Source organism: Vreelandella olivaria (assembly GCF_023507745.1).
Lineage (GTDB): Bacteria > Pseudomonadota > Gammaproteobacteria > Pseudomonadales > Halomonadaceae > Vreelandella > Vreelandella olivaria_A.
Genome location: NZ_JALPZO010000066.1, coordinates 193,068 through 205,985, shown reverse-complemented (window position 1 = coordinate 205,985; position 12,918 = coordinate 193,068). Strand labels below are relative to the sequence as shown.

Below are 12,918 nucleotides of genomic sequence, written 5' to 3'. Positions count from 1 at the left end.
ATGGCGCAGAAACTACTTGTCGTACGCAACGACAAAATTGGCGATTTTATGTTGGCATGGCCAGCATTGGCATGTCTTAAAAACGCGCAGCCTACGCCACATATCACTGTGCTGGTACCGGCCTATACCGCGCCACTGGCCCATGCCTGCCCGTGGGTGGATGACGTCATTATCGACCCCGGCAACAGCGCTGATAAACCAGCTCAGCAGAAACTGCTCAGCCAAGTGAAAGCATCAGGCTTTGATGCGCTATTAACGCTATTTTCAACTCCGCGAATTGGCTGGCTGGGGTGGCGAGCCGGTATTCCATTGCGCGTAGCCCCTGCCACCAAGTGGGCTCAGGTGTTCTATAACGTGCGTATACGCCAGCGCCGCTCCCACTCAGCGAAACCTGAGTATCAGTACAACGTGGACCTGGCCTGCGAGTTGCTTGCACGGCTTTCACTAACGCTTTCAGTGCAGCCCTCGCCCCCCTTCTGGCCACTGAGCGATGCTCTTCGCCAGCGGCAACGCCAAGGGCTAATCAGTGCTCAACAACCGGCTGAGCGTGTGGTGGTCGTTCACCCTGGCAGCGGCGGCTCAGCAGTCAATCTCTCTATCGATCAATATTCGGCGCTTATTTCTCTTATACATCAATGCACTACTGACAAAAAAACGATTAGCTGGCTAATTAGCTCAGGCCCTGATGAGACGCCTTATGCCCAAACGCTGGTTGATCAACTGGCCACGATGGATATTGCTGCCCGACACCTGCCTGCCAGCGGCAATGTGGCGGACTTTGCACTTCAGCTTGCCGGAGCGGAACTGCTGATCGCTGGCTCTACCGGTCCGCTGCATATTGCGGGCTGCTTAAACATAGCAACGGCTGGGTTTTATCCCGCCAAGCGCTCAGCAACACCGCTGCGCTGGCAAACCTGCAACAGTGCCAAAAAACGTTTAGCGTTTAGCCCACCGCCGGGAGCCGACCAGCAGGATATGACGGCTATTGATATCAACGCAGCTGCCGAGCAAATTTCAGCGTTGCTTCTCGGAAGTTTGAGTACGAATCCATAGGTCGGCGTACTTGGCGAAGGTTGAGTGAGCGGAAAGCAGTGCCAGCAGCAACCCCTGCCTGCCATCCTTGAAGCCCGCTTTGAGAAGATACATCTTAAGAAAGCAGGCAAGTCCGTGGCTAATACCCTGCCAAAGCGTAGCGGTCTTGCCCTGCGCGGCTCTCTGCTCTGCCCACGCCTGGGCATAATGCGCCGATTTCTCCAGATAGTGGCGCAGGTCGCGGTATGTGTAGTGCAGCAGATCGCCGGATAATGGCTTTTCACTCAGCCCTGCCTCTACCATGAGCTTTTCATGCACCAACGCGGCGTTATAGCCTGCCTGGCCTTTTGGATAGAGGCGCAGTACACGGTCAGGATACCAGCCAGAGTGGCGAATAAAGCGCCCAAAACACCATGAAAGACGGTTAACACGGTACGCAGCCGGGGGCTGCTTAATCGCCTTTTGAATGCTGTCACGTAATTCAGGCGTAACGCGTTCATCCGCGTCGACCATTAAAATCCACTCATGGCGCGCCAGGGACTCCGCCCGCTGGCGCTGGATGCCAAACCCCTGCCAATCCGCATTCACGCTGACGTTTTCGGTGAATTCACGGGCAATTGAACAGGTCTCATCCTGACTGCCTGCATCCAGCACCACAATTTCGTCCGCCCAAGTGAGCGTTTCCAGACATTCTCGCAGGTGGTGTGCTTCATTTTTGACAATCAGTACGGCGGAAATTGGCACGAGTCACCTTTACCAATGGCAGATTAATAAGGTATGCGTCTTATCCATACCCAGAACAAAGGAAAACCTTATGCTAGCACGGACACTTTATAATCATTCATCAACCTCATACGTGCCACATTTGGTAAGCTGGCAGGCTCATTTTAAGAGATTGGAATAAGGGAGACGGCATGCCCCCGTTAACGTCACTAAAACTTACCCCTTGGCTGCCCCTTCTCATAATTGGTTTCAGCCTGGGGTATGCCGTCACGGTGTTGACCCGTCTTCCCTGGTGGACGCTATTTTTTATTGCATTCCTGTGGATGGGCATTGGCTTGAAGTTGCGCTGGGGCACGCCTGTCAATGCACGCTATCGTGCAGTATGGCCATGGTCACTACTACCTATTAGCCTATTTGGCATCTATGTATATCTCGCCGATAGTTTTGGTAACGTCGATCTGGGCGCTGTGTTTTTCCACCTTCAAGCAGGCATGGCAGAACATGGGGGAGCAGGCAAGATGTTCCTGGCGGTGTTCTACACCCTGATCGTATTGGCAGTACTGGTCTCTGTTACCTGGATCACCCGCCACGACCAGCGCTGGCGGCTGCTAGAACGGTTTATTGCCATTGCACTGCTGGCTGGCAACCCTCTGCTATACGGTCTGGGCCAGCGTAGTGCTGCGATCGTGACTGACGACGGAGCCTGGCTCGACCGGCGTTATATGGCCCCTCCCACCGAAGACCAGATAGATGCCCCCAATTTACTTCTGATGTATTTGGAAAGTATTGAGCGTACCTATAGCCATGAGATGTTTGGTGATGCCTATGCCGATTTAGAGGCACTTGGCGAGCGCGGCATTGCGTTTGAAGGTATACGGCAAATGGAAAATACCGGCTGGACAATGGCCGGTATGATTGCCAGCCAGTGCGGTGTGCCCCTGATGCCGGCGGGACTTTTGCACGATAGCCAATTCGAACCTCTCTCCCAGGTTGTACCGGGTGTCGACTGCCTGGGAGATGTGCTTGCAGCCCAAGGGTACCGGCTAAGTTACCTGGGCGGTGCTAGTACTCAGTTTGCCGGTAAAGGGCTTTTCTACCGGGGGCATCAGTTCGATACGGTGAAGGGGAAAGAGGAGCTTGCGCCGGAAATGGATGATCCGGACTATGTCAATAGCTGGGGGCTTTACGATGATACGTTATACGATTTTACCGCACGAGAAATTCGCCGTTTAAGCGAAGAGGATAATGGCCCGTGGGCCGTCGTGAATTTAAGCATTGCAGGCCATGCGCCCAGCGGTTTTCCTTCGCAAACCTGCCTTGATCGCCAGGGGGATTTCGATGGCCAGGATATTCTTTACTCAGTGGAGTGTTCCGCCCGGCAGGCACGCGACTTTATCGAGCAGTTAGAGCAGGAAGGGCTACTCGACAATACCCTGGTGGTCGTGCTCAGCGATCACCTCACCATGCGCGTATCCGTATGGGATCAACTGACAGCGCTGGATCGTGATAACACCTTCATTATGCTGGGCGAAGGCATCACTCCCCGGAGGATTCGCCGTGACGCTACCATGCTGGATGTATTTCCCACCATTCTGGATGCCATGGATTTGCCGCTGTATGATAACCGTGCCGGCCTCGGCGCATCTCTGCTGAGCGATAAGCCCACACTGGTAGAGGTACACGGTCTCAATGTGCTCAATGAACGCCTGCGTGAAGAGACCGCCTTACAACATCGTCTATGGGACGGGCTTGCTCCTCAGAGACGCGACTCCGAAGAGAGCCCGGCGGAACAGGTAACCGAAACACCCGCAGATCAGGCCAACGAAATGGATATTATGCGTTAACAATTGCGCCCCCGGCGCTTTGCTTATCGTCGCGTATCGCTTGATAAACCTGCTCGACGCCCAACTGGTTTAAACAGTTGGTGTGGCCTAATGGGCAGTGACGCTCAAAACAGGGTGAGCAGGAGAGCCCCAGATAATGAATAGCCGCGTTATCCGTCAGGGGTGGCGTATAAGCGGGCGAGGAAGAGCCGTATATGGCTTGAATACGTACACCAACGGCGGCGGCTACATGCATTAAGCCCGAATCGTTCGTCACCACCTGTCGGCAATCTGCCAACAGATCCACGGCATCTGCCAGTTGGGTTTTGCCACACAGATTATGCGCATGGGGGAGCCCTTGGACAATCGCCTCTCCCGCTGCGTGATCCTTGGGCCCACCCAGCACACGCACTTCAAAGCCATCTCTGATCAACCGGGCAGCCAGGCTATGGAAATAGCTCAATGGCCACTGCTTGGCAGGCCCGTATTCTGCTCCCGGCATCATACCAATGGCCGGGCGGGATGATAGCGCATGGGTTAAGCGCAAATTCACCAGATTATCCCGGTCGATAGTAAGGCGCGGCTTTGGAATGGCAAAATCGCCCCGCTCGGCCTCGTCCTGCGACAACCCCAGGGAAACAAAGCGCTTAACGGTCTGGTCCAGCACCTGCTTATCCAGCTTGCGCCGTTCCTTAAGCAGGCCATAGCGGTGCTCCCCTAAAAAACCCACACGCTGAGGAATGCGCGCCATAAAAGGCACCAGCGCCGCTTTCCAGGAACGCGGCAGCACAATGGCGTGATCAAAGCATCCACGCAGTCGAGCGGCCAGCTCGCGGCGGCTGGCAAGGCCAAATTCACCATGCCCCACTGTTAGCGGCAGTACCTCGTCCACCTCGGGCATACGCTCAAGAATTGGCTGTGACCAGGCTGGCGCAACCACCCCAAGCGAGGAACCGGGATAGCGGGCCTTCAAGGTCATAAACAGACTCTGGGCCATCACCATATCGCCCACCCATGAGGGGCCCACCACCAACAGGCGTTTGGCGGAATTAGCCATTCAGCCACTCCAGATAGGCCTTCACACCCTGGGCAACGGTTTTGAACTCCACATCACAGCCTGACGCACGCAAATTGCTTATATCGGCACGGGTATAGCTCTGATAGCGCCCTTTCAGTTCTTCCGGGAAAGGAATGTAATCGATCTCTCCCTTAGCATAGAAATCGATAACCGCTTCTCCTATGGCCTTGAATGGCTCTGCACGACCGGTTCCCAGATTGAAAATACCGGAGGCACCGGGGTTATCCAAGAACCATAGGTTCACATCCACCACATCGCCCACGTAAACGAAGTCACGGCTCTGCATGCCGGCTTCGTAGCCTCCATAGGCCCCAAACAGCTTAAGGGTTTCATCATTACAGACTTGCAGGTGGTTGTGATACGCCACACTGGCCATTTTGCCTTTATGCTGCTCCCGCGGCCCGTAGACGTTGAAGTAGCGGAAACCCACCACCTGGGTGGTTAACTCGTTCCAGCGCGAGCGCACGTGCTGATCAAACAGCAGCTTCGAGTAGCCGTATACATTAAGCGGCTTCTCATGCTCGGGCGCCTCCTTAAAGACTTCACTACCGCCGTAGGTGGCCGCCGACGAAGCATACAAAAAAGGAATACCCAGCTTTTCGCAGTAATTGAGCAATACCTTCGAGTATTCGAAGTTATTCTCCATCATGTAGTGCCCGTCCCACTCCGTGGTATCGGAGCAGGCGCCTTCGTGGAAAATAGCCTCGATCGTCGGCAAGTCGACCGACTCACCACGTAACGCCGCCTTTACCCGGGCAATAAAGTCATCTTTATCCAGATAGTCGGCGAGGGTGCAGTCCGCTAAATTGACAAACTTGGTGCCATCACGCAGATCATCGACCACCATTACATCTTCACGGCCACGGGCGTTAAGCGCTTTGACAATATTGGCGCCGATAAAACCGGCCCCACCTGTTACAACGATCATCTCGTTCTCCTTACCAAAAGCGGCTCTTTGGCTTGCGTGCCTATAACCCATCTGCCTGTGATTGTATACTTGACGGCTTATGAATTCATGGCCAACGGTGCTTTCCGCGATGAGTGTCTCGACAAACCAATCGACACCCGATGTGTCGACCTTTCAAGGCTTGATCCTTGCTCTGCAACAGTACTGGGCAGAACAGGGCTGCGTTATCCTTCAGCCCCTCGATATGGAAGTTGGCGCGGGCACCTTCCACCCCGCGACGTTCCTACGGGCAATTGGTCCAGAAACATGGAACGCTGCTTATGTGCAGCCTTCCCGCCGTCCTACGGATGGTCGCTACGGCGAAAACCCCAACCGCCTGCAACACTACTACCAGTTCCAGGTGGTAATGAAGCCCTCGCCCAGTAACCTCCAGGACTTGTACTTAGGCTCCCTTAAGCGCCTGGGCCTTGATCCACTGGTGCACGATGTGCGCTTTGTAGAGGATAACTGGGAATCCCCCACCCTGGGAGCCTGGGGCCTTGGCTGGGAAGTATGGCTCAATGGCATGGAAGTTACCCAGTTTACCTATTTCCAGCAGGCTGGCGGGATTGAGTGCTACCCCGTTACCGGCGAATTGACCTATGGCCTTGAGCGTATTGCCATGTACCTGCAAAACGTCGACAGCGTTTACGACCTGATATGGGCAATCGCGCCGGATGGCAGCAAAGTCAGCTACGGTGATGTCTACCTGCAAAACGAGCGTGAGCAGTCAGCCTATAACTTTGAACATGCTGATGTTGACCAGCTGTTTGCTGCCTTCGACCATCAGGAGCAAGAGTGCAGCAAACTCCTGGCGGCCCGCCTCCCGCTGCCTGCCTACGAGCAGGTGCTGAAAGCATCCCACACATTTAACCTGCTGGACGCCCGGCACGCCATTTCTGTCACCGAACGCCAGCGCTTTATTCTGCGCGTTCGCACCATGGCGCGGGACGTGGCCACCGCCTACTTTGAGTCGCGCAAAGCAGAAGGATTCCCCATGGCGCCTGAAACCCTGCGCCGTGAACTACTAGCCGACCAGGGAGACGCATAATGGCTGTTGATACGCTTCTATTAGAACTGGGCACCGAAGAGCTTCCCCCAACTGCGCTGGACGCGCTCTCTGACGCCTTTGCAGCAAGTATTGAAAAAGGCCTGCAAGAGGCCGAGATTCCATTTCAAAGCGTCACCGCCTACGCCACTCCACGCCGCTTGGCGGTACAGGTAAAGGCACTTGCCGACAAACAGCCTGACCGTGAAGTCGAGCGCCGCGGCCCTGCCCTGGCGGCTGCGTTTAAAGATGGCGAGCCCACCAAAGCCGCTGAAGGTTTTGCCCGCTCCTGTGGCGTTAGCGTGGATGAGCTGATTCATCTGGAAACCGATAAAGGCACCTGGCTTGGCTACCGCGAGCAGCAGCAGGGTGAAAGCGTACAGTCGTTACTGCCTGAGATGGTACGTAAAACACTACAGTCGCTGCCCGTGCCAAAGAACATGCGCTGGGGTGCATCCCGTGTTGAGTTCTCCCGTCCGGTTCACTGGCTGGTTGCCCTTTACGGTAACCAGGTGATCACTGCCGAGGCCCTCGGCTTACAGGCCAGCCGTACCACCTATGGCCATCGCTTCCACGCGCCGAATGCCATCCAGCTTGAGCACGCCGATGATTACCTCGCCGCATTGGAAAATGCCTACGTTTTAGCCGATCGCCAACAGCGCCGTGAGCGCATCCGCGAGCAGGTACTGGCAGAAGCTGAAGTGCAGGAAGCCAAGGCCGTTATCGACGAAGATCTGCTGGTAGAAGTGAGTGGTCTGGTTGAATGGCCCGTGGCACTGACCGGCAGCTTCGATGAGCGCTTCCTTGAGGTGCCGGCAGAGTGCCTGATCTCCTCCATGAAGGCCAACCAGAAATACTTCCACCTGCTGGATGACCAGGACAAACTGAAGCCGCTGTTTATCACTATTTCAAACATCGACAGCGCCGACCCTCAGCAGGTGATTTCCGGTAATGAAAAAGTGATTCGCCCACGTCTGGCGGATGCCGCTTTCTTCTACGACACCGATCGTAAACGCACCCTGGCCTCGCGCATTCCTCAGTTGGAAAGCGTGGTGTTTCAGCAGCAGTTAGGCACGCTGGCCGACAAGGCACGCCGTAGTACAGCCATTGCTACCTTTATTGCTGAGCAAATTCATGGCGATGTTGCCTATGCCCAACGCGCCGTTGCGCTTGCCAAGTGCGATCTTGTGACCGAAATGGTACTCGAATTCCCCGAACTCCAGGGCATTATGGGACGCTACTACGCTGAGCAGGACGGCGAGCCCGCAGAGGTTGCTCAGGCATTGGAAGAGCAATACCTGCCCCGCTTCGCTAGCGACGCTATTCCCGAAAGCCTGACCGGCCAGGCCCTGGCGCTGGCAGACCGCCTAGATACGCTGGTAGGCATCTTCGGTATTGGGCAGCGCCCTACAGGCGCCAAAGACCCCTTCGCGCTACGTCGTGCCTCCATTGGTGTGCTGAACATTCTGGTAAAAGGTGAGCTTAATCTCGACTTGCGCGAGTTACTGCAGATGGCAGCCACCCAGCACCAGAACCTGCCCAAAGCTGATGGCTTAGTGGATGATGTGCTGACCTATATGCTGGATCGCTTTCGCGCCTGGGGCCAGGAAGAAGGTATCACTGCAGAGATGTATCTAGCCGTGCGTGCCCGCCCGGCCACCAAGCCGCTGGACTTCGCTCGCCGCCTGCGTGCGGTTAAAGCCTTCGCTCAGCGGGAGGAAGCAGCCGCCCTGACCGCTGCGAACAAGCGTGTTTCCAATATCCTGAGCAAACAGGAGCATGACGGCAGCACTCAGGTTGATCAGAACCTGCTGCAGGAAGAAGCTGAGAAGACACTGTTCAGTGCCGTTACCGCCAGCCAGCAACAGGTAGCACCGCTGTTTGCCGCAGGCGATTACCAGCAAGCGCTAGACATGCTGGCAACGCTACGCGAGCCTGTAGATGCCTTCTTTGATCAGGTAATGGTAATGGCAGATGATGATGCCATTCGCCATAATCGCTTAGCGTTGCTGGCTAGCCTTCAGGCGCTGTTCCTGAAAGTGGCAGATATTTCTCAGCTGCCACAATAGTCCTGATTCGATAGCTCATCAAAAAAAGCCCGGCTCTACTCAGAGCCAGGCTTTTTTATTGTGGCCGCCACTCTTCAAGCTATCATCGCCGTCGTAATAAACCCCAACAATTTTTTTGTTATGACTAGGCCCCGTCCATGGCAGTCACCTTCGGTTATCGCTCCGCGATATGAAAAATCGCTCCCGGCCATTTTTTGTTTCACGTGAAACAACAAGGTAAAATTAATGAAACATTTAAACTAAGCGTCTTGTCTTAATTCAGGGCGAGCTAGCGAAATTTGCTTCGCCATGGAGTTGGCCAATGTATGATCTTTTCCTTTTCGATACCCTACCCCAACAACAAGCCAATATGGCTTCCTATAATGTGGATGGACAGAAGGTATGGCTAAAAAAAGCGGCCAAACGAAACTCACGCCTTGCTTATCTACCACTAAGCTTGTTGGCCCGTTTGCTTCGTATTGAAGCGCTCAAGCCAGTACCTAACCTGGGTGGAGAGCAGAGCGTTATCCAGGAAGCAGCCCGGATTAAATCTTTGTCACAGGCAGGCATTGCAGTACCCACCATATTGGCAGAGTCTCCACAGGCGCTATTACTGGCAGATGCGGGCAGTGAAGGAGAACCCTCGCAAACCCTATTGGACAAGCTAATTACGACACAAAACGCCGACGAAATTGATCACTACTTGGTGCTGAGCACTCAGGCACTGAACGATGTACATGCTCGGGAGTGCTATCTTAGTGAGGCATTTGCACGCAACATATTAGTTAATAAGGAAGGCGTGGTATTTATTGATTTCGAGACCGACCCCGGTGAGTACCACCCTCTTACTGACTGCAAGGTCAGGGATTGGCACTGCTTTATTTTTTCGCTTTATGGCAAACTCAGTAAACGACAGCTTCATCGCGAACGGCTGATGCCAGCGTTAATTGATGGATTAAGCCAGGCACAACCTGAAGTTCGAGAAAACTTTCTTGCTACACTGCCCCGCCTTTTGCGTTTAAAGCGTTTTCCTTTCCGGCGCCTTGGTAGTGATGGAAAGAAAATTGCCATTACACTTCATGCGCTGTCTGTGTTAGATCAACAATTGCGATCAAAGTAGAGCATTAATGCAACCAACTTCCAAAACTCCCATTTGCATACCGCCGCCTGATAAGCTGGTGATTTTAGACCGCGACGGAGTCATTAATTACGACTCCGATGCTTATATTAAGTCGCTTGATGAGTGGATCCCCTACCCTTCTTCAATCGCTGCTATTGCCAAGCTCAACCAGGCAGGCTTTACCGTTGTCGTCGCCACCAACCAGTCCGGCATTGCACGAGGGTATTATGATGAAGCGACACTTCACACCATGCATGAGCGCTTAAACACCCTTGTCGAAGCGGAAGGTGGACGCATTGCATATATCGCTTACTGCCCCCATGGGCCGCATGATCAGTGTGAATGCCGTAAACCTCTACCTGGCTTACTGTTACAGATTCAGCAGCGGTTAGGTATGCAGAGCCTGAAAGGCAGTTGGATGGTAGGTGATAGCCTGCGCGATCTTCAGGCAGGCGATGCAGTGGGTAGTCACAGCGTACTGGTTACAACCGGCAAGGGTGAAAAGACACTGGCAAACAATATCGGCCTTGAGAAAGCAAAGGTTTTCCCTGACCTTGCTGCTTTTACCAACTGGCTTTGCCAACAAAACATGACGCCATAAAAAACGCCGTTCCTCTGTGGGAAACGGCGTCATCGTACTAGCTTACCGTAATGTTTCACGTGAAACATTCTAGACGTCGAGGTTAGCCACCAATGCATTGGTTTCAATGAAATCACGGCGAGGCTCAACTTCATCACCCATTAAGGTGTTAAACATCATATCGGCCGCAACAGCATCCTCGATGGTAACCCGTAGCATACGGCGACTATCCGGATCCATCGTGGTTTCCCACAACTGATCAGGATTCATCTCCCCAAGGCCTTTATAGCGCTGAACAGAGAGCCCACGTTGGCCTTCCTGCATCAACCACGCTATCACCTGAGAGAAGTGTGCAACCTGCTTCTGGCGCTCTCCACGAGCGATATAGGCGCCCTCTTCCAATAACCCATTAATCGTTTCGCCTAGACCTGCAATAGCACGGTAATCGGCGCTTTCAAAGAAATCCAGACCCCATACATACTCAGTGGTAACGCCATGGGCAATTAGCGAGACAGCTGGCAACTGCAGTCCGCGCTCACTGTCTTCCTGCAGGTAGAAGTGGTAACGAGGGCCACCTTCATAGGCTACCTTGTCATCCATGGCTTTCTGCAGCTCAGCAATCCAGTTTTCCATGGTAACGCGGTCTTTAAGGCTCGCCTCACCCTGAAGCGGCGTCGTGTGAACAACCTGTTTAAGCACCTCAATCGGATACACCCTGGCAAGCCGGTCAATACGCTTCATAACATTGCGATACTGATTAACCAGTGCTTCAAGTTGGGACCCGGCGATACCTGGAGCATCAGCATTTACATATAACCCGGCCCCATCCAGTGCGGTGGTGGTTAGGTAGTCGATCATCGCCTGCTCATCTTTCAAATAAAGCTCTTGCTTACCACGCTTAATTTTATAAAGCGGAGGCTGGGCAATGAAGATGTGCCCACGCTCGATAAGCTCAGGCATCTGTCGGAAGAAGAAGGTCAGCAGCAGCGTACGGATGTGCGAGCCATCCACATCGGCATCGGTCATGATAATAACTGAGTGGTAACGCAGCTTATCGGGGTTAAATTCCTCGCGACCAATACCACACCCCAGAGCCGTGATGAGTGTACCCACCTCTGCTGAGGAGAGCATTTTATCAAAGCGCGCTTTTTCGACGTTCAGGATTTTACCTTTCAACGGCAAAATGGCCTGGGTACGACGATCACGCCCCTGTTTGGCACTGCCCCCTGCTGAGTCACCCTCCACCAGGTAAAGCTCAGACTGGCTGGGATCTTTCTCTTGGCAGTCAGCCAACTTGCCCGGTAACCCCGCTATATCCAGTGCACCTTTACGGCGGGTCATATCACGCGCTTTACGGGCTGCTTCACGCGCACGGGCGGCGTCCAGCATCTTATTGACGATGGACTTTGCTTCACTCGGTTTTTCAATCAGGTATTCAGCAAACAGGCGGCCCATTTCCTGCTCAACCGCTGTTTTAACTTCACTGGAAACCAGTTTATCTTTGGTTTGTGAAGAGAATTTCGGGTCGGGCACTTTTACGGAAATAATCGCTGTCAACCCTTCTCTAGCATCATCCCCAGACGTATTCACCTTGGCTTTTTTAAGCAGCCCTTCCGCTTCAATATAGTGATTCAGCGTACGGGTAAGCGCTGCCCGGAAGCCAGCCAGGTGCGTACCGCCATCCCGCTGAGGAATATTATTGGTGTAGCAGAAAATGTTTTCGGTAAATGCATCACTCCACTGCATGGCCACTTCAACTTCGACGCCATCTTCACGCACAGCATTGAAGTGGAATACAGGGTTTAAAACCGTCTTGTTCTTATTTAAGTGGTCAACAAATGCTTTTAAACCACCTTCATAATGGAACAACTCTTCTTTGCCGCTACGCTCATCCATTAGACGAATAGCGACACCAGAGTTTAAGAAAGAGAGTTCGCGCAACCGTTTGGCCAGAATATCGTAATGAAACTCTATATTGGCAAAAGTGGCAGGTGATGGGCGAAAATGTACGCGGGTACCGCTTTTTTCCGTTTTCCCCACAACACCCAGTGGCGCTTGCGGCACACCATGGTGGTAAATCTGCTCAAACACTTCACCCTGACGCCAAATAGTTAGACGCAGCTCTTCGGAAAGCGCATTAACTACCGAAACACCGACACCGTGAAGTCCACCCGATACCTTGTATGAGTTATCGTCGAACTTACCACCAGCGTGCAGGACCGTCATAATAACTTCAGCAGCCGAGACGCCTTCACCCTCGTGCAGTTCGGTTGGGATACCCCGACCGTTATCGCTCACGGTTACCGATTCATCCGGGTGGATGACCACTCGAATTTCGCTGCAGTGGCCTGCCAAAGCTTCATCGATGGAGTTATCCACCAGCTCGAAAACCATATGGTGCAGCCCGGTGCCATCGTCGGTATCACCGATATACATACCTGGACGCTTACGCACTGCGTCTAGCCCTTTGAGCACCTTGATGCTTGATGAATCGTAAGCCTGCTCGCTCATTGACCACTC

General features: G+C 53.6%; 10 protein-coding genes. 6 read left to right on the top strand and 4 right to left on the bottom strand.

Annotated elements, in window-relative coordinates:
* On the top strand, window positions 1-1,053 hold the full coding sequence (locus HP566_RS06225; RefSeq protein ID WP_249976399.1) for a glycosyltransferase family 9 protein: 1,053 nt from the start codon (window positions 1-3) through the stop codon (window positions 1,051-1,053).
* Here HP566_RS06225 and HP566_RS06220 read toward each other — a convergent pair.
* Complete coding sequence (locus HP566_RS06220) at window positions 1,015-1,776, bottom strand: glycosyltransferase family 2 protein (RefSeq protein ID WP_249976398.1); 762 nt, start codon at window positions 1,774-1,776, stop codon at window positions 1,015-1,017. The two genes, HP566_RS06225 and HP566_RS06220, sit on opposite strands and share 39 nt — an antisense overlap.
* 170 nt (window positions 1,777-1,946) lie before the next feature.
* Here HP566_RS06220 and HP566_RS06215 point away from each other — a divergent pair, with 170 nt between their 5' ends.
* Window positions 1,947-3,599 (top strand): sulfatase-like hydrolase/transferase, encoded by a 1,653-nt coding sequence (locus HP566_RS06215; protein ID WP_249976397.1) that lies wholly within the window; start codon window positions 1,947-1,949, stop codon window positions 3,597-3,599.
* On the opposite strand, the gene waaF is transcribed toward HP566_RS06215, so the two are convergent.
* Both waaF and rfaD read right to left on the bottom strand, forming a co-directional pair.
* The gene (gene waaF, locus HP566_RS06210; RefSeq protein WP_249976396.1) at window positions 3,589-4,635 is read right to left on the bottom strand and encodes a lipopolysaccharide heptosyltransferase II; all 1,047 of its coding nucleotides are present in this window, start codon (window positions 4,633-4,635) and stop codon (window positions 3,589-3,591) included. The genes HP566_RS06215 and waaF overlap by 11 nt on opposite strands.
* A complete protein-coding gene (gene rfaD / locus HP566_RS06205; RefSeq protein WP_249976395.1) occupies window positions 4,628-5,584 on the bottom strand; it encodes an ADP-glyceromanno-heptose 6-epimerase in 957 nt (318 codons plus the stop codon). The genes waaF and rfaD overlap by 8 nt, the downstream gene beginning before the upstream one ends.
* A 109-nt stretch (window positions 5,585-5,693) precedes the next feature.
* On the opposite strand from rfaD, the gene glyQ reads away from it, so the two are divergent.
* The 4 genes from glyQ (at window position 5,694) to gmhB (ending at window position 10,419) form a co-directional block, all read left to right on the top strand.
* Window positions 5,694-6,653, top strand: coding sequence for a glycine--tRNA ligase subunit alpha (gene glyQ / locus HP566_RS06200; RefSeq protein ID WP_249976394.1), 960 nt, complete (start codon window positions 5,694-5,696; stop codon window positions 6,651-6,653).
* A complete protein-coding gene (gene glyS / locus HP566_RS06195) occupies window positions 6,653-8,719 on the top strand; it encodes a glycine--tRNA ligase subunit beta (RefSeq protein WP_249976393.1) in 2,067 nt (688 codons plus the stop codon). The genes glyQ and glyS overlap by 1 nt, the downstream gene beginning before the upstream one ends.
* Window positions 8,720-9,020: 301 nt before the next feature.
* Window positions 9,021-9,818 carry a hypothetical protein gene (locus HP566_RS06190; protein ID WP_249976392.1) on the top strand — a complete coding sequence of 266 codons (798 nt, stop codon included), beginning with the start codon at window positions 9,021-9,023 and terminating at the stop codon, window positions 9,816-9,818.
* 7 nt (window positions 9,819-9,825) lie between these two features.
* The gene (gene gmhB, locus HP566_RS06185) at window positions 9,826-10,419 is read left to right on the top strand and encodes a D-glycero-beta-D-manno-heptose 1,7-bisphosphate 7-phosphatase (protein ID WP_249976391.1); all 594 of its coding nucleotides are present in this window, start codon (window positions 9,826-9,828) and stop codon (window positions 10,417-10,419) included.
* 69 nt (window positions 10,420-10,488) lie between these two features.
* Here gmhB and gyrB read toward each other — a convergent pair whose 3' ends face one another.
* Window positions 10,489-12,909: a DNA topoisomerase (ATP-hydrolyzing) subunit B gene (gyrB, locus tag HP566_RS06180; RefSeq protein ID WP_249976390.1), complete on the bottom strand. Its 2,421-nt coding sequence runs from the start codon at window positions 12,907-12,909 to the stop codon at window positions 10,489-10,491.
* Window positions 12,910-12,918 lie beyond the last annotated feature (9 nt).